Annotated in this window: 20 protein-coding genes, 1 tRNA gene and 1 other RNA gene; 12 read left to right on the top strand and 10 right to left on the bottom strand. The window is 69.1% G+C overall.

Annotated elements, in window-relative coordinates; translation table 11 throughout:
* The first annotated feature begins 40 nt into the window (after positions 1–40).
* Positions 41–436, top strand: a complete 396-nt coding sequence (locus BLS95_RS28290) for a VOC family protein (RefSeq protein ID WP_090937661.1) — start codon at positions 41–43, stop codon at positions 434–436.
* A gap of 45 nt (positions 437–481) precedes the next feature.
* On the opposite strand, the gene BLS95_RS28285 is transcribed toward BLS95_RS28290, so the two are convergent.
* From BLS95_RS28285 to BLS95_RS28260, 6 genes are all read right to left on the bottom strand, one after another.
* Positions 482–679 (bottom strand): hypothetical protein, encoded by a 198-nt coding sequence (locus BLS95_RS28285; RefSeq protein ID WP_218136014.1) that lies wholly within the window; start codon positions 677–679, stop codon positions 482–484.
* 19 nt (positions 680–698) lie between these two features.
* Positions 699–1,286: a winged helix-turn-helix domain-containing protein gene (locus tag BLS95_RS28280; RefSeq protein WP_090937658.1), complete on the bottom strand. Its 588-nt coding sequence runs from the start codon at positions 1,284–1,286 to the stop codon at positions 699–701.
* A 71-nt stretch (positions 1,287–1,357) separates the two neighbouring features.
* On the bottom strand, positions 1,358–2,515 hold the full coding sequence (locus tag BLS95_RS28275) for an aromatic ring-hydroxylating oxygenase subunit alpha (RefSeq protein ID WP_090937655.1): 1,158 nt from the start codon (positions 2,513–2,515) through the stop codon (positions 1,358–1,360).
* Positions 2,516–2,655: 140 nt separating this feature from the next.
* Positions 2,656–3,573, bottom strand: coding sequence for a hypothetical protein (locus BLS95_RS28270; RefSeq protein WP_090937652.1), 918 nt, complete (start codon positions 3,571–3,573; stop codon positions 2,656–2,658).
* 167 nt (positions 3,574–3,740) lie between these two features.
* The gene (locus BLS95_RS28265) at positions 3,741–4,124 is read right to left on the bottom strand and encodes a VOC family protein (RefSeq protein WP_090937649.1); all 384 of its coding nucleotides are present in this window, start codon (positions 4,122–4,124) and stop codon (positions 3,741–3,743) included.
* Positions 4,125–4,192: 68 nt separating this feature from the next.
* Entirely contained in the window at positions 4,193–4,684 is a 492-nt protein-coding gene (locus BLS95_RS28260) for an ArsI/CadI family heavy metal resistance metalloenzyme (RefSeq protein ID WP_090937645.1), read from the bottom strand.
* Between the two features lie 85 nt (positions 4,685–4,769).
* Between BLS95_RS28260 and BLS95_RS28255 the strand changes: the two genes are divergently transcribed.
* From BLS95_RS28255 to BLS95_RS28230, 6 genes are all read left to right on the top strand, one after another.
* Positions 4,770–5,153, top strand: a complete 384-nt coding sequence (locus BLS95_RS28255; protein ID WP_090937641.1) for an ArsR/SmtB family transcription factor — start codon at positions 4,770–4,772, stop codon at positions 5,151–5,153.
* Positions 5,150–5,872, top strand: a complete 723-nt coding sequence (locus BLS95_RS28250; protein WP_218136013.1) for an aquaporin — start codon at positions 5,150–5,152, stop codon at positions 5,870–5,872. The genes BLS95_RS28255 and BLS95_RS28250 overlap by 4 nt, the downstream gene beginning before the upstream one ends.
* Before the next feature lie 9 nt (positions 5,873–5,881).
* Entirely contained in the window at positions 5,882–6,304 is a 423-nt protein-coding gene (locus BLS95_RS28245; RefSeq protein WP_090937635.1) for an arsenate reductase ArsC, read from the top strand.
* Positions 6,301–6,837, top strand: coding sequence for a GNAT family N-acetyltransferase (locus tag BLS95_RS28240; RefSeq protein WP_245765322.1), 537 nt, complete (start codon positions 6,301–6,303; stop codon positions 6,835–6,837). Before BLS95_RS28245 ends, BLS95_RS28240 begins: the two co-directional genes overlap by 4 nt.
* Before the next feature lie 68 nt (positions 6,838–6,905).
* Entirely contained in the window at positions 6,906–7,265 is a 360-nt protein-coding gene (locus BLS95_RS28235) for an ArsR/SmtB family transcription factor (RefSeq protein ID WP_090937632.1), read from the top strand.
* The gene (locus tag BLS95_RS28230; protein WP_090937629.1) at positions 7,258–8,004 is read left to right on the top strand and encodes a methyltransferase domain-containing protein; all 747 of its coding nucleotides are present in this window, start codon (positions 7,258–7,260) and stop codon (positions 8,002–8,004) included. The genes BLS95_RS28235 and BLS95_RS28230 overlap by 8 nt, the downstream gene beginning before the upstream one ends.
* On the opposite strand, the gene BLS95_RS28225 is transcribed toward BLS95_RS28230, so the two are convergent.
* Entirely contained in the window at positions 7,977–8,438 is a 462-nt protein-coding gene (locus tag BLS95_RS28225) for a methyltransferase domain-containing protein (protein ID WP_425434751.1), read from the bottom strand. The genes BLS95_RS28230 and BLS95_RS28225 overlap by 28 nt on opposite strands.
* Positions 8,439–8,767: 329 nt before the next feature.
* On the opposite strand from BLS95_RS28225, the gene BLS95_RS55890 reads away from it, so the two are divergent.
* Entirely contained in the window at positions 8,768–8,929 is a 162-nt protein-coding gene (locus BLS95_RS55890; RefSeq protein WP_176993413.1) for a hypothetical protein, read from the top strand.
* Positions 8,930–8,938: 9 nt separating this feature from the next.
* Here BLS95_RS55890 and BLS95_RS28220 read toward each other — a convergent pair whose 3' ends face one another.
* Complete coding sequence (locus BLS95_RS28220; RefSeq protein ID WP_090937624.1) at positions 8,939–9,394, bottom strand: MarR family winged helix-turn-helix transcriptional regulator; 456 nt, start codon at positions 9,392–9,394, stop codon at positions 8,939–8,941.
* Between the two features lie 76 nt (positions 9,395–9,470).
* Here BLS95_RS28220 and BLS95_RS28215 point away from each other — a divergent pair, with 76 nt between their 5' ends.
* On the top strand, positions 9,471–10,349 hold the full coding sequence (locus tag BLS95_RS28215; RefSeq protein ID WP_245765321.1) for an alpha/beta hydrolase: 879 nt from the start codon (positions 9,471–9,473) through the stop codon (positions 10,347–10,349).
* Between the two features lie 63 nt (positions 10,350–10,412).
* On the top strand, positions 10,413–10,709 hold the full coding sequence (locus tag BLS95_RS28210) for a DUF4287 domain-containing protein (RefSeq protein WP_090937621.1): 297 nt from the start codon (positions 10,413–10,415) through the stop codon (positions 10,707–10,709).
* 144 nt (positions 10,710–10,853) lie between these two features.
* Here the strand turns inward: BLS95_RS28210 and BLS95_RS28205 are convergent, their stop codons facing one another.
* Positions 10,854–11,834: a hypothetical protein gene (locus tag BLS95_RS28205; RefSeq protein ID WP_143043902.1), complete on the bottom strand. Its 981-nt coding sequence runs from the start codon at positions 11,832–11,834 to the stop codon at positions 10,854–10,856.
* 358 nt (positions 11,835–12,192) lie between these two features.
* Positions 12,193–12,277, bottom strand: a tRNA-Ser gene (locus BLS95_RS28200).
* Positions 12,278–12,374: 97 nt separating this feature from the next.
* Here BLS95_RS28200 and ffs point away from each other — a divergent pair.
* Together ffs and BLS95_RS28190 are read left to right on the top strand one after the other, a co-directional pair.
* Positions 12,375–12,470: signal recognition particle sRNA small type (gene ffs, locus BLS95_RS28195), an RNA gene on the top strand.
* Positions 12,471–12,501: 31 nt separating this feature from the next.
* Positions 12,502–14,889 (top strand): DNA polymerase III subunit gamma and tau, encoded by a 2,388-nt coding sequence (locus BLS95_RS28190; protein ID WP_090937614.1) that lies wholly within the window; start codon positions 12,502–12,504, stop codon positions 14,887–14,889.
* Positions 14,890–15,376: the final 487 nt, after the last annotated feature.

Here is a 15,376-nt window from a genome sequence, read left to right as displayed (position 1 = left end):
GGAGAAGCGCCCCCGCCGGCCCGCGCCTACTGTGAGCGCCATGAACGTCACGTTGCAGGTGAGCACCATCATGCTCGGCGTCAAGGACGTCGACCGCGCCAAGAAGTTCTATGCCGAGGGCCTGGGCTGCGAGATCGAGCAGGACTTCCCCGGGTTCGTCAAGTGCGGCCTGGGCGAGGGGTCCCCCTCGCTGGCGATCTACGAGTGGGAGGCGGCGGCCCAGGACGCCGGCGTCCCCGCGGAGGGATCGGGGTTCCGCGGCTCCTCGTTCCACTTCATCGCCGACTCCAGGGACGTGGTGGACGAGGTCATGCGTGCGGCGGTGGCCGCCGGCGGCACCGCGGTCAAGGAGGCGGCCACGGCCGAGTGGGGCGGCTACTCCGGCTACTTCAGCGACCCCGACGGCTATCTGTGGAAGGTCGCCACCGCCGCCTGACATCGTGCCACCCGCTTGCCGTGCGGTCCTGGCGCGCTCGGGCGGCTATGAGTGGGCGATGGGGCTGCGTCGCTGGACGAGCCGCAGGCCCGTCTCCACCAGGAGCCAACCGAGGCGGGTGCGCCAGGCTTCGCCGGCGCGGGGCGGGTCAAGGGCGCGGAGCAGCCGGCGGTGTCGTGCCTCGGCGCGAAGTTCGCGGGCCCGTGCCTGCTCGATATAGAGGTGCGACTCGGGATAAATCATCTTTCCTCCTCGGGGGTCTTCAGGCACGGAACGGGAAGCCGTACGTGTGCACGGCGACGTTCTCGCGGCCGTCCATGTCACCGGCCTCCCGGGCCGCGTTCCCGCGCTCCCGCCACTTCGTGACGAGTTCGTGGACCTCGTCGCGGAGCTCGCCGAATTCCCCGGCCGTCAGGAACAGCAGGTATCCGGAGCTGAAGGCCGCGTTTCGCCAGTCGTCGCCCCAGGCGGGCTTGGCGTCGAGGTAGCTCTCGTACATCTCGGTGCGCTGGCGGGCGTACTCGCGGGAGACCGCGGTGTGCACGGCCGTGCGCTCGGGGGCGTCGCGCCAGTCCTGGTCCCTGGTGCTGATCACGGTGGAGGTGGCCTGCCACCAGCGCTCCCTCGCGTCGCCCCGGGTGGGGGCCTCCTCGATGATGCCGTGGGCGGCCAGCTTGCGCAGGTGGTAGCTGACCAGCGAGACCGCCTCGTCGACCTGGTCGGCCAGCTGTGAGGCCGTGGCCGTGCCCGCAGCGTAGAGGGCCGTGTAGAGCTTGATGCGCAGCGGGTGACCCAGCGCTTTGAGGGTGTCGATGTCCGTGACGTGATGGGTCCTGTCAGGCGGCTGCATACTGACCAGCCTAGATACGAAAGAAAATTTGCGCAACTTTATTTGCGCAAATTTCCTTTCGCATCGGCCGGCTACCCGCCCGAAAGGCGGGAACGTTCGAGCTCGTGCCGGTACGCCTCCAGGACCAGGCCGTGGAAGTGATGGACCGCGTGCTCCGACAATCCCGACCCGGCGGGGTCATAGACGATCTTGCCCTGGGTGAACGCGGGGGTGCGCATCCCGCGCTGGACGCTCTCGACCAGGGCGATGTCCTCCGCCTGGAGCACCTCGTCGATGTAGCGGATGCCGTCCAGCTCGGCCTCGTCGGGCTCCGTGGTCTCCAGGTAGAAGTCCCAGGTCTCGCGCGTGCGTTCAGGGCCGTCCGGGATGATCTGCAGCACCATGAAGTTTCCGCGGCCGGGATAGCGCAGCAGGCAGGTGTTGGGCCACAACCACCAGACCGCGTGCTCGGTGACCGTCGCCCCCGACACGTCGTACGCGGTGTTCTCCGCCTTGCCCGCCTGGGCCATGTGGCTGGAGTAGATCCCGTACGTGGTGACTTTGTAGGTGCTCATGTCGACCAGGGACACGAAGTCCTTGTGGGCCACGTGGCAGTGGTAGCACTCCAGGAAGTTGTCGACGACGTTCTTCCAGTTGGAGGCGATGTCGTAGGTGAGCCGGCGGGCGAGGGTCAGCTTGGCCACGTCCGGCGCCCGCGCCCCGATCTCCGCCTCCAGGCTCCCGGCCTGCTCAGACAGGGAGGCCGCCGCCGGATCGAGGTTGACGTAGACCATGCCACCGAACTCGGTGACCTGGATCTGGTCCAGGCACACCGTGGAGGGGTCGAAGCCCGGCATGCCGCCGGTGTTGCGGGCCCGCCTCAACTGCCCGGTCAGGTCGAAGTTCCAGGCGTGGTAGGGGCACACGATGCTGCGCCGGACGCCCGAGCCGGACAGCAGTTCGTGCGCCCGGTGCTTGCACACGTTGTAGAACGCCCGCAGCGTCGCCGCCTCGTCCCGGACGGCGACGATCGGCATGCCGGCCACCGTGCCCGTCACGTAGCTTCCCGGCTCCCGCAGCAGCTCCACATGGCACAGCCACTGCCACGTCCGGGCGAAGATCCCCCGCTGGTCGACGTCGAACCACTTCGCATCCGTGTACGCCTCGGCGCGCAAGGACATCGACAGGCCGGGATCCGGGTGGTAACCAGCGGAAATGTGCTCGAATGCGGTGGTGGAATCCTGTGTCACCGTACCTCCAATGCGGGCACCGGACGGTGCCTCGGGCGGGTATCGAGCGAGACAGCAGAGGTTGTGCGTTCCGGATCGAGGCTAATGATCCTTCCAGCGGGGATTCAAGACCTCCCGACCCCGCGGTGAAGCCCCTGCGTTCAGTCCGGGTCCCGCCAGGTCTCCTCGGAGCAGAGCACCCGGGCGGCCTCGTGGGGCTCGGCGTCGCGTACGTCGTAACGCTCGTCCTCCATGCCCAGCACCGTCACGATGCCCGAGGCGAGGACACGGCCGCCGTGCGGGTCACGGACGTGCACGATCCTGCCCGTCAGCAGGTTGCCGTCCTCCGGCTTGCCGTCGGCGGTCCGCCTCTCCCAGCGCCACATCCGGTAGGTGCCGCCTTTCTCCTTGTCCCGGAGGTCGAGCTCCTCGTGGAGGGGGCGGGACGGGATCAGGAAGGTGGGCGCGTGATCGGGGTTCAGCGCGCGGGAGACCGGATCCTCATGATGCAGGTTGAACATGCGGGCGACCGGATCGGCGCCGAAGAATCCCTGCGGCGTGGGCGCCCACCGCACGCTCCCTTCCGAGGGCCGGAACTTGTCCGGCCGCATGGCCGCCCACTGCCCGGCCGTCGTGACGGGGACGGGCGTCGGGCGGGGCTCCATCGGTGGCGCCGATCCGATCGTTTCCCGCGGCTTCATGTGGACGAGCGGGTCGAAGACATCGCGGATCGGCCAGAACCGGAACAACCATCGTCCGCAGTCCACGACGTCGACGTGCGCGGTCAGTCCGTACGCGAAGAGGGGAGGACCGATCAGGAAGTCCCGGCCGCCGTGGTCCGTCACCCCCATCTGGACCACTCCGGTCGTGGCCGTGAAGTCGAGCTGCTTGATCGGCCTCCAGCCGGACCCCGGATCCGGCGGCTCGGCGTCCCAGGCCTCCAGGTGCAGGGTGGCGGTGTAGTGGAGGGCCTCCGACTCGTCGTCACGGAACTCCGGGCAGTCGGTGCCGCCGTGGACACAGAGCCCGCCGTACTGCACGTAGAGCTCATCGTCGAGATAGCGAACCTGGCGGGCCATGGGTGTCCTTAGCGATCGTCGGGGGGCGTCCAGTGGCAGCAGCATGCCCTACCGCACCGACAGACCCGCTCAATGCGAGGAATGCGGGTGAACCTGAAATCGCGTGCACAACTGCTCGAAGGGACCGAACCACCGCCCACCCGCCCGGCAACCTCCTCAGGACCTGGTCAGAGAGGTTGGAGCCGGGTGGACAGAAGGCAGAATTCATTGCCTTCCGGGTCAACTAGGACATGCCAGCTCTCGGTGCCGGTCTGGCCGACGTCGGCGGGCCTGGCGCCGAGGGCGAGCAGCCGCTCCAGCTCGGCGTCCTGGTCGCGGTCGGTGGCGTTGACGTCGATGTGCAGCCGGAGCTTCCCGGTCCGCCGGTCGCCGCTGGGACTGAGGACGAGGGTGGGCTGCGGGCCGCCGAAGCCGATGTCTGGCGGCCCGATCTCGATGCTTCCGTCGTCCTCGCGGCCGAGCTCGACGTAGCCGAGCACTTCGCTCCAGAATTCGGCGAGCCGGTCGGGGTCGGCGCAGTCGATGACCAGCTCACTGATGCGGCATGCCATGCGCGTCAGTGTACGCAGGCAACCCGCGAGCCGATCATCGGCCGCGTGCTGGACGGACGACGCCCGGGTCAGCAGCAGCCGCGGCCCGAAACCGTGGCGGGCTCCGCCTCGGCGTGCGCCCCGACTGGCGCGGGGTCGTTCGTCTGGCAGGCGCAGGAGTCCTGTGCCCGGCCGTCGGACTTGCCGAGGGTGTCGGCGTCGGCCTTGACCACGTACACCTCCCACGGCTCGGCGCCGGGGCCGTGCACCCAGACCTTGTCCTGGAGGGCGTAGCAGCAGGAGGTGTCGTTCTCCTCGAAGGTGGCCAGGCCGGCGTCCTTGAGCCGCTGGGTGGCGGCGTTGACCAGGGCGGTGTCCTCGACCTCGACGCCGAGATGGTCCATGCGGGTCGGCTCCCCGTCCTCGCCCTCGATGAGCACCAGCTTCAGGGGCGGCTCGGCGATGGCGAAGTTGGCGTAGCCGGGACGGCGCTTGGCCGGTTCGGTGCCGAACAGCTTGGAGTAGAAGGTGATCGAGCTCTCCAGGTCGGCGACGCGCAGAGCGAGCTGGACGCGTGACATGACGATCTCCCATCTCGGTGTTTCGACGGATGTCTAAGCAGTCATGAGTTTGCGCTTCTGCTTAGATTTCTGTCAAATTAGAGACATGTCGAAGCAGGAGCTGCCGGTGCTCTCCTCCGGGTGCTGCACGCCGCTGATCGCCGAACCCATCGCCGAGGACGAGGCCGCCGACACGGCACGCGTGTTCAAGGCCCTGGGCGACCCGATCCGATTGCGGCTGCTGTCCCTGATCGGCGCACACGAGAGCGGCCGCAAGGTGGGCGACGGGGTGTGCGTGTGCGAGCTGACCGTCGCCTTCACGGTCACCGCGCCCACCATCTCTCACCACCTGAAGGTTCTGCGTGAGGCCGGTCTGATCGACAGTGAGCGACGCGGCACCTGGATCTACTACTGGATCGTGCCGGCCACGCTCAAGCGCCTGACCAGCGTCCTGGCCCTGCCGGAAGCGCTGTCAGCGGACGTTCGGTGAGCCTCGCGCGCCGGGCGCTGGCCGAGTTCGCCGGCAGCGCCGCCCTGGTGGCCGTGGTGGTCGGCTCCGGCACCATGGCAGCCGATCTGTCGCGGGACGCCGGCGTGCGACTGCTGGCCAACAGCCTGGCCACGGCGGCGGGCCTGGCGGTGCTCATCGTGATCCTCGCCCCCGTGTCCGGCGCGCACTTCAACCCGGTCGTCTCCGTGGCGGCCTGGGTCCTCACCCGACGCGATGCCGCCCCCGCCGTGCGTGGCCGGGAGGTGGCGGCCTACGTGCCCGCCCAGACCGCCGGAGCCGTCTCCGGGGCCGTCCTGGCGAACGCCATGTTCGGGCTCCCGGCCGTCCAGCTCTCGGCCCATGACCGGTCGGCACCTCACCTGCTGCTGGGCGAGGTGGTGGCCACCGCCGGGCTCGTCGTGGTCGTCTTCGCCCTGGCCCGGCAGGGCCGTGCCGCGCTGGCCCCGGTCGCGGTCGGCGGCTACATCGGCGCCGCCTACTGGTTCACGTCCAGCACCAGCTTCGCCAACCCCGCCGTCACCCTGGGCCGGGCCTTCACCGACACTTTCGCCGGGATCGCCCCGGCTTCCGTGCCCGGCTTCATCGTCGCCCAGCTGGCCGGGGCCGCGCTCGGCGGCCTGTTGCTGGTCATGCTCTACCCCGGCAGCCCGCGAGCCGGTGCGGAGCCCGTTCCCGGCTCCGCCTACCAGCCACGATAGGAGGAACCCGTGTCCGACCAGCCGCCGCAGGTGTTGTTCGTGTGCGTGCACAACGCCGGCCGCTCCCAGATGGCCGCCGCCTTCCTGAGCCGGCTGGCCGGTGATCGGGTCCGCGTGCGTTCGGCCGGTTCCGCGCCCGCCGATCAGGTGAATCCGGCCGTGGTGGAGGCGATGGCAGAGCGTGGCATCGACCTCTCCGCCGAGATCCCCAAGGTGCTCACGGTCGATGCGGTCCAGGCCAGCGAGGTCGTGATCACCATGGGCTGTGGTGACGCCTGCCCGGTCTTTCCCGGCAAACGTTATGAGGACTGGGTGCTGGACGACCCGGCCGGACAGGGCATCGAAGCCGTACGTCCGATCCGGGACACGATCGAGGCCCGCGTACGGGCGTTGATCGCCGACCTCACCTCCGCTCACACGGGGACCAGGTGAACGTCACCGCAAGGGACGAGACGGCCCGCGCGCTCGTCATCGAGCCCATGCGCGCCGCCCACGCCGATCAGGTGCTGGCCGTCTACCAGCTCGGCATCGACGAAGGCCAGGCCACCTTCGAGACCACCGCCCCGACCTGGGCTCAGTTCGACGCGGCCAAGTTGCCCGAGCACCGCCACGTGGCCCTCGGCGCCCTCGATGGCATGCCCGGTCAAGTGCTCGGCTGGATCGCCGCCTCGGCCGTTTCGGCCCGCGGCGCCTATGCCGGGGTGGTCGAGCATTCGGTCTACGTGCACCCCGGTGCCCGCCGCCGTGGCGTCGGCCTGGCGCTGCTGCGGGCACTGATCGCCTCCACCGAGGCGGCGGGCGTCTGGACCATCCAGTCTGGGATCTTCCCCGAGAACACCGCCAGCCTGGCCCTGCACGCCCGCGCCGGATTTCGGGTGATCGGCACCCGCGAACGCATCGGCCGCCTTCACGGCAGCTGGCGCGACGTCGTCCTGATCGAGCGTCGCAGCCCCGTCGTCACCTGACCTCGGCTGCCGAGTCCATCACGGCATGCTTCCCCGGACGGTCCTTTATCGTCTATCGTCGATTAACGATGGATGATGACAAAGGGCCGCTCGATCGGCCGACCGCAGCCACGTACGCCTCGTGGTTCAAGGCCCTGGCCGACGCCACCCGCGTACAGATCGTCTCGCTGCTGGCCCGTCGCGGCGCGCCGATGAGCGTGGGCGAGATCGTCGAGGCCGTCGACGTGGGCCAGTCCACCGTCTCAGCGCACCTCAAGACGTTGTCCGAGGTGCGGTTCGTGCTGGTCGAGCGCGTCGGCACCTCGGCCTTCTACCGGATCAACACCGCGTGCGTGGAGTGCTTCCCCAGCGCCGCCGACCTCGTCATGGGCCGCCCCGCCCCCACACCGCCCACCTGTACGCCCGCGTCAGGAGCTACCGATGAGTGAACCCACCGACCGGCGCCAGGCCACCGTTCAGCGCTACTCCGGGCTGGCTCAGCTGGCCGTGTCCGGCGGCACGCCGCTGGACTGCGAGGCCGGCGCTTTCACCGAGGGCTGCTTCGGCGCCGCCGCCTACGCCGAGACAGCCGAGGTGCCGGAGGCGGCCCTGCGCGCCAGCCTCGGTTGTGGCAACCCGCTCAGCGTCGCCGACCTGCACCCCGGCGAGACTGTGCTGGACCTGGGCTCCGGCGGCGGCCTGGACGTGCTGCTGTCCGCCCGCCGTGTCGGCCCCACCGGCCGCGCCTACGGCCTGGACGCCAGCCCCGACATGCTCGCCCTGGCCCGTACCAACGCCGTCCAGGCCGGAGCGGACAACGTCGAGTTCCTGCACGGCCACATCGAGGACATTCCGTTGCCCACGGGCGCGGTCGACGTGGTCATCTCGAACTGCGTCATCAACCTCTCCACCGACAAACCCGCCGTGCTGGCCGAAGCCTTCCGTGTCCTGACACCCGGCGGCCGCCTGGGCATCAGCGACGTCATCGCCGACGACGGCCTGGACCACGATCAGCGCGCTGCGGCCGAACAACGCGTGGGTTGCGCCAACGGCACCCTCACCGCCCGCGAATATGGGCAGCTACTGCAGGACGTCGGTTTCACCAACGTCCGCATCACGCCCACCGCCGACGCTGGCGGCGGGCTCCACTCCGCCATCGTTCAGGCTCTCAAGCCGACCGCCGCTTGATCCGGGATCACCTCGATCATGGGATCCTCCGTCGTAAGGGCCGAGTCGGCCAGGCGGAAGCCAGCGGCGGTGAAGGATCGTCCGTTGAACGTCCATGCGTCGGTACAGCTGGTGTTCGCGAAGTAGCTGGGTCGAGGAGGAGGCTGGCTCACGTGCACCGCGAACGGGTGGTTCACCGAGGCGATCAGCTGGCCGCCGGGCCTGAGCACGGGCCGCAACCCGGCCAGCGTCGGCCCCCAGGCCTCCAGATAGTGCAGCACCAGCGACGCGACGACGTCGTCGAACGAGTCGTCATCGAACGGCAGCGGATCGCGCAGGTCGACCACGCGCAGGTCCGCGTCGTCACCGAGCCGCCGCCTGGCCAACTCCAGCATCCCCGCGCTGGAGTCGATGCCGGTGACGACGGCACCGCGGTCGCGTAGCGCGGCGGACACGGGGCCTGAGGCACAACCGGCGTCCAGGATCCGGCGGCCGGCCACGTCTGACGAGCAGTTGCTTGGGGCCACGGTGAATGGAAAGCGCAAATGGAAGGACACACCTGGGAGGATTTCTGGAGTGGCCTTTCACCGGTGTGGCGGAGGGTGTTGTGCGGCGCCGACACGCCCACGCCTCCACGTCCAGCTGCAATCCTGCGACGCCGTCGCCTCACGACCGACTTTGAATGGGTCTGGTATTTCGACCCCGTCAGGTCGCTGCCGGCGGTGACCGAGGCGTTGCTCTGGGATGTCAACGGCATGGACCTGGGCCCCTTGACGGGCCGGTCGTGGCAGGCGACTTCGGGGTGTTGCCGCCACTGCGTGACCTCGCCGAGCTCGTCCTGTACGCAGATGTTGACGTCGATATCACCGCCGCACGGAACGACGGCCTTCGCGTCACCCACCTCGATCAGCCTTATTTCCCGCCCTTCGGCCCCGATGACGTGTAACCGATCCGATCAGGGCTCCATCCGATCCGTCCGATGATCCGTCTCGGCCCGCCGGCGGAGCATGGAGAGGTTGACCGCAAGGTTCTCCAGGACGTCGGCCGGGAGCACCGAGCCGATCCAGGTCTGGAGTTCGGCCTCGACCGTCGGGGTGGCTTCGGCCAGGATGCGTTCGCCCTCCGGGGTGAGCATGACCAGGGAGGACCTTCGGTCGTCCGGGTTCGCGGTGCGGCGGCAGCGGCCGGCGGCTTCGAGCCGGTCGACGGCCTTGCTGGTGGCGCCGATCGTGATGGCCGCCTCGTGCGCGAGATCGTAGACCCGGGCCACGCCACGCCGGGCGATGAAGCGCAGGAACTCGAACTGGCCCAGCGGTAGGTCGTGCTCGGCCTTCAGCCGGGCGTCGAGCGCGTTGTAGAGCCGCGTTTCCACCCGTACCAGGTCCGTGAACAACGATGTGAGGTCCGTCACAACCTTCCCCAGAATTAGGTTCCTTGGAATGTAGTTGCCATAAAGTGCATTCCGTGGAACCTATCAGTAGGGAACGATGATGACGCGCGACCAACGCTCCGCGGCACGATCCATGATCATCAAAGGTGAGCTCGGCCGTCCGCCGAGTCGGCAGCGCGCCGAGTTCGACGAGCTGTTCGCACGGGGCCCGCTCGGCGACGACATCACGCTGGCACCTCGCACGCTGGGAGGTGTTCCGGCCCTGGATGTTCAGGTCGAGGGCGCCGATGGCGACGCGGTGATCCTCTATTTGCACGGAGGCGGTTACGTCGTCGGCTCGGCCCGGACGGGGGCCGGCCTGGCTGCGCCGCTCGCACGCCGTACCGGGCTTGCGGCGGTGTCGCTGGACTACCGCCTCGCGCCGGAGAACCCGTTCCCGGCGGCGGTCGACGACGCACTGGCGGCGTACGGAGATCTGCTTGGGAGCGGTCGCCGGATCGTGATCGCGGGCGACTCCGCCGGCGGTGGGCTGGCCCTCGCCACCATGCTGGCCGCGCGGCGGGACGGTCTGCCGTTGCCGGTCGCCGCGGCTCTTTTCTCGCCGTGGACGGATTTGACGCTGTCCGGTGCGAGCCTCGACTCCCGCGGTGATGTCGATCCGCTGTTCAGCCGCGCGCACATGGCGGAGTACGCCGAGCACTACCTCGCCGGTCACGACCCGAAGGACGAGTTGGCCAGCCCGCTTCTGGCGGACCTGACCGGTCTGCCCCCGCTGCTGATCCAGGTCGGCTCAGCCGAGGTCCTGCTCGATGACTCGCTCCGGCTGGCGGTCCGAGCCGCGGAACACGAGGTCGACGTCAGCCTGGACGTCGTCGCCGGCGCGCCGCATGTGTACCCGCTCATGGCCGGCGTGATGGACGAGGCCGACCAGGCGCTCGACCATGCCGCCAGGTTCTTGGGAGATGCCCTCGCATAGATGCCAGGACCATCACCAATGGGACACTATGCCCGAAATGTCAGATGAGGAGTGGAGAGAGCTATGTCGTTTCAGGCATATTTGGACAACATCGAGGACAAGACCGGGCTGACGCCGCGAGAGTTCATGGCCTTGGCGAAGGAGCGCGGCTTCGATGAGCCGTCCACGAAGGCGGGGACGATCATCGAGTGGCTGAAGCAGGACTACGGCCTTGGCCGCGGGCACGCGATGGCGTTGGTGCATGTGATCAAGAAGGGCCCGAAGATCGACGCAAAGCATGTCGGGACCTCCGGTTCACATCGAGACGAGTCCGACACCCTGTGGCTGGATGGCAAGAACAACCGGCCTGAGGCGAACTGACACCCGGCCCGGCGTTCCCCATCCGGGCCAGGACGGGAACTCGGCGATCAGCTGGGTCAGCAGGGTCGGCGCGTAGCGTGGCTCTGGCGCAGGCCGATCAGGGCAGGCCAGGCGGCCTGAGTCGGGCAGGCCTTGGCCAAGGACTCAGGCAGGTGGCGCCAGCCGATCCATCTGGGCAAGAAGCGCATCGTTCAGATCCCCCACCAGCACCCCGTTGTTCACCGAGGGTCGGCAACCGGGATTGATCCGCACCCAAGCCGAGGGTCCCTCCTCATAACCGAAGTGCAGATAGAGCATCTCCCGTTGTCCACCACCGACTTCTCTGCACGTGTTCCCGCCCGGTTCGGCGTCCAGCGAGTTCAGCTCCGCCGCCAGCTCACGCGCCTGTTGCTCCCCATGCTCCGGCCCGTGTGACGGGCGGGGGGTGGAGTTGCCGCTCGATACCTCCCGGCAGACCAGCACCTTGATCGCCCCATCGGGCACCATCTGCTCGTTCTGCCCCCGCCGTCCGGTCGTCGGGTCGCACGGGTCCTTCGGCTGGAGGAGTTTCCAGGTCCCGGTGCGGTAGGCAGCGGTGATGCTGGGCCCGATGTAGGAATCGCTGGCGACCGTGCCGTTGGTGGTCGTGACGCAGGAGTTGATCTCTTCGGCGCTGCCCACCCACAGCGCCTGGCCATCGGGGTAGGCGAACCGGATGAGGTAGTTCGTCACCTGCCCGCCGATCAACGTGCACACCTTTTCGATGCGCTCGGTGGTGACCGGAAGGTAGCCCAGGTCGTAGGCCATCGACTTGGCCTGGTCGGTCAAGGTACGTGATCCGGCGAGCGACTCCCTGCCCGGATTCGAGTTCTGCCCGGGATAGGCGCAGATCAACGCGCTTGTGGGCGTACCGGGTACGAGTGAGTCCTCAACCCCGTCGAGGTCAGCGGGGGCCGGCACCCAGCGGCCGATCTCGTTGCTTTCCCATCGCTGCGGACACGAGGCCGGCACCGGCGGCGCAGGCTCTTCGACCGTGCCCGGAACCAGGACGACCGCCGTGAGAAGCAGGACCGCCGCCGCGACTGCGCTGATCCAATGGATGGGCTTCACACCGCTAAGGACGTCGTCCGCCCACCACCGGTTCACCGAACGGAAGCTCCGAGCCGGTCAGGCGAGCCGCACGATCAGATCGAGAACACCGTCGTCCGGATCTGCCTGAAGCAAGCCGCTTGTTAAGCCATCGCCATTGTGTGCACCACCGCCGAAACGCCTTGGTTTCTGCTCGACGTGAGCGAATGCGGAAGTCACCGGGCTGATGGGACGACTTGCACAGCAGTCTGGGCTACCGCAGCCCGGCCGACTTCGAGGATGCTCGCGCGGCCTGATCACCACACCAAGCTCAGCTGCCCGAGGGAACGCGATGGAGGCAACTTAGGCTGGGCATAGCGAAAGGGGCCGACTTGGATGGGGTCGGCCCCTTCGCGTTTACTGCCTCAACCAGGCGCGGAGGATGGGGGATTTGAACCCCCGAAAGGTTGCCCTTTACACGCTTTCCAAGCGTGCGCCCTCGGCCACTAGGCGAATCCTCCGCCGACGAGCTTACCGGACTTTCAGGAGTGTGCAGACCACGTTTTCGCCGGGCTTTCGGGGGTGGAGCGAGCACTGCCGCGTCCGGCTAGACTGTTCAGGGACCCCTCGCGCGGCGTCATCCTGTGAACCTCCCCAGGGCCGGAAGGCAGCAAGGATAAGCGGGCTCTGGCGGGTGTGCGGGGGGTCTCTTCGTTGGGAGCCCCCTCGCAGGCGGGATGGTCGCATGAGCCTTGCGCTTTACCGCAAGTACCGGCCCGGGACCTTCGCCGAGGTCAAGGGACAGGAACACGTCACTGACCCGTTGCGGCAGGCGTTGCGCACGGGCCGGATCAACCACGCTTACTTGTTCAGTGGCCCCCGAGGTTGTGGAAAGACCTCCAGTGCCCGCATCCTGGCGCGCTCCCTCAACTGCGAGCAGGGACCGACGCCCGATCCCTGTGGTGTCTGCGAGTCGTGTGTCGCGCTGGCCCCGACCGGTCCGGGTCACCTCGATGTGATCGAGATCGACGCCGCCTCGCACGGCGGTGTGGACGATGCCCGTGACCTGCGCGAACGTGCCTTCTTCGCGCCCGTCTCCGCGCGCTACAAGATCTACATCATCGACGAGGCGCACATGGTGACCCGCGAGGGGTTCAACGCGCTGCTCAAGCTCGTCGAGGAGCCCCCGCCGCACCTGAAGTTCATCTTCGCGACGACCGAGCCGGAAAAGGTCATCGGCACGATCAAGTCGCGTACGCACCACTACCCGTTCAGGCTGATGCCGCCCGCCACGCTCAGGGCGCTCCTGGAGGAGATCCTCACTTCGGAGAACGTGCCCTTCGAGCCGAACGCCCTCCCCCTCGTCGTACGCGCCGGGGCCGGCTCCGCCCGTGACTCCCTCTCCATCCTCGACCAGCTGCTCGCCGGGGCGGAGGAAGACGGCATCACCTACGCCAAGGCCGTCTCCCTGCTCGGCTACACCGACGGCGACCTGCTGGACGAGGTCGTCAACGCGTTCGCGGCCAGGGACGGCGCCCAGGTCTTCCACACGGTCAACCGGGTCATCGAAGGCGGCCACGACCCCCGCCGGTTCGCCTCAGACCTGCTCGAACGCTTCCGTGACCTGGTGATCCTGGCGAACGTTCCCGAGGCGGCCTCCAGCGGGCTGCTCGACCGCCCGGCCGACGAGCTGGAGCGCCTCGTCCAGCAGGCGGCCTCGATGGGGCCGGCGGAGCTCACCCGTGCGGCCGAGGTCTTCAACGCCGGTCTCACGGAGATGCGCGGCGCCACCTCGCCGCGGTTGCTGCTGGAGCTGATGTGCGCCCGCGTGCTGCTTCCTGGCGCCTCGCAGGGTGAGGACGCCCTGCTGGCTCGCCTCGAACGTCTCGAACGCGGTGGCGCCGTCGCCCAGATGGCCGCCCGCGCCACCGGTGCCGCGTCCACCTCCGCCGCGCCTGTCGCCCCCGCTGCGGCCGCTCCGAGTCCTGCCGCTTCAAGCCCGGTCGCGATACCCAGGCCAGGCATGTCACGCGGACAGCCGGCGTCCGCGGGTTCGGCTCAGGCTGGTGCTCCGGTGGAAGCGGCCGGTGGGGCCGTATCTGCATCGGGGTCCACCGGTGCGGCGGCGCCCGCCGACGACTGGCCCGAAACGGCCCGGCCCGGCTCGTCCGCCGCCGCCACTGGTGCGCAGTCCCCGTCGGCAGGCGGTACGCAGTCCGCTCCCCAGGGTTCTTCCGAGCCCGCCACGAGCGCCGGGCAGGGAGGCCCGGTTGCGGGCGGGGCGGGGGCCATGCAGGCGCAGTGGCCCGCCGTGCTGGCCGCGCTCAAGCAGCGCAGCATCGTGGTGTGGGCCAACGTGAGCACCAACGCCCAGGTGGTGGGCGTGGAAAGCAATCTGGTCACGCTCGGGTTCAGCCAGGTCGGCGCGATGAAGAACTTCACCGGCGGCGGCAAGGACGCCGTGGTGGCCGCCGCGCTCGGCGACGTGCTCGGCGGTACGTGGCGGGTCGAAGCCGTCGTCGGCGGCGCCCCGGCCCCGGGTCCGCCACCCTCCCGGGGTCCCGCGCGCCCACAGGGAGGCCAGGGGACGACTGGGCCCGCCGGTCACAACCAGGGCCACGGCCAAGGTTCGCCCGGCTCTCAGGGATCCACCGGCCCGCAGGGGACGGCAGGCGCCCAGTCGTCCGTGCCGGCCCCGCACGGACGCACGTCGTCACACGGTACGTCCTCGCAGGGCACATCTTCGCAGGCCACCTCGCAGGATGACGGCCAGGGTGCGCAGGACCCCGGCCAACCTCCGGGACACCAGACCACCGACGAGTCCTGGCCCGACGCCCCCGACGACCTCGCCCCTGGCTCCCCGCCCGCCCCTGATTTCACGCACACGGTGAGCGCCGTCCAGCACACGAGCGGCGGCGCCCCAGCGGCGGCTCAGGCGGGCCCGCGCGTCCCGGCCGCTCGTCGTGGTGCCCCGGCCTGGCCGGAGAAGATCCCCGGTCGCGACAAGGGCCTGGAATCGGACGACGTCGACCCCTTGAACGACGAGGACGCCGACGTGGACGCGGTCTCCGGAATGGCCCTGCTGGAGCGGGAACTCGGCGCCAAGGTGATAGGCGAAATCGACCACACGTAACCGAACCGAACCGGCGGCCGCCGCCCGGTCCAGCGTCCCGGGGGTCAGCGCTCTCGACTACGGCATGAGGGCACAGTGGCTCCCGGGCCCACAACTCGTGGGCGCACAGCTCCTGGGATCGGGGATCAGGCACTGCTTCTGGGATCGCGCGCCGCTCCTGGGACTGCGCGCCTCCTGGGATCGCGCACAGCTCCTAGGACCGCGCACTGCTCCGGGAATCGCGCACTGCTTCTGGGATCGCGCGCCGCTCCGGGAATCGCGCGCCGCTGCTAGGCGAGGGTCGTGTGTGCGCGGACGCCTCCCAAGGTGCTGGATTCCGTCGTTGGTCGTGGGGGGCGGACGGGACCGACCAGAGGGTCAAGGTTGCGACGTTGCGGTCTGCGCCGGGACGGCCGAGGGGCGTTGAAGTGAAGGTCCGTAGGGACGACGGTGGGGAGTGCTCTCCCGTGCTCTGCCGTAAAGGATGCTTGGAATGGAGGAGACGGGT

It is taken from the genome of Nonomuraea jiangxiensis, assembly GCF_900099965.1.
Lineage (GTDB): Bacteria > Actinomycetota > Actinomycetes > Streptosporangiales > Streptosporangiaceae > Nonomuraea > Nonomuraea jiangxiensis.
The sequence above is the reverse complement of the archived record's forward strand: the minus strand, read 5'-3'. Positions and strand labels throughout refer to the sequence as shown.

Excerpts from the sequence above, each read along its gene's own strand:
- BLS95_RS28255 (WP_090937641.1), top strand. The coding sequence starts at position 4,770 with ATGTCGAAGCAGGAGCTGCCGGTGCTCTCCTCCGGGTGCTGCACGCCG.
- BLS95_RS28260 (WP_090937645.1), bottom strand. The coding sequence starts at position 4,684 with ATGTCACGCGTCCAGCTCGCTCTGCGCGTCGCCGACCTGGAGAGCTCG.
- BLS95_RS28235 (WP_090937632.1), top strand. The coding sequence starts at position 6,906 with ATGGATGATGACAAAGGGCCGCTCGATCGGCCGACCGCAGCCACGTAC.
- BLS95_RS28285 (WP_218136014.1), bottom strand. The coding sequence starts at position 679 with ATGATTTATCCCGAGTCGCACCTCTATATCGAGCAGGCACGGGCCCGC.
- BLS95_RS28270 (WP_090937652.1), bottom strand. The coding sequence starts at position 3,573 with ATGGCCCGCCAGGTTCGCTATCTCGACGATGAGCTCTACGTGCAGTAC.
- BLS95_RS28215 (WP_245765321.1), top strand. The coding sequence starts at position 9,471 with ATGATGACGCGCGACCAACGCTCCGCGGCACGATCCATGATCATCAAA.
- BLS95_RS28190 (WP_090937614.1), top strand. The coding sequence starts at position 12,502 with ATGAGCCTTGCGCTTTACCGCAAGTACCGGCCCGGGACCTTCGCCGAG.
- BLS95_RS28210 (WP_090937621.1), top strand. The coding sequence starts at position 10,413 with ATGTCGTTTCAGGCATATTTGGACAACATCGAGGACAAGACCGGGCTG.
- BLS95_RS28290 (WP_090937661.1), top strand. The coding sequence starts at position 41 with ATGAACGTCACGTTGCAGGTGAGCACCATCATGCTCGGCGTCAAGGAC.
- BLS95_RS28280 (WP_090937658.1), bottom strand. The coding sequence starts at position 1,286 with ATGCAGCCGCCTGACAGGACCCATCACGTCACGGACATCGACACCCTC.
- BLS95_RS28265 (WP_090937649.1), bottom strand. The coding sequence starts at position 4,124 with ATGGCATGCCGCATCAGTGAGCTGGTCATCGACTGCGCCGACCCCGAC.
- BLS95_RS28230 (WP_090937629.1), top strand. The coding sequence starts at position 7,258 with ATGAGTGAACCCACCGACCGGCGCCAGGCCACCGTTCAGCGCTACTCC.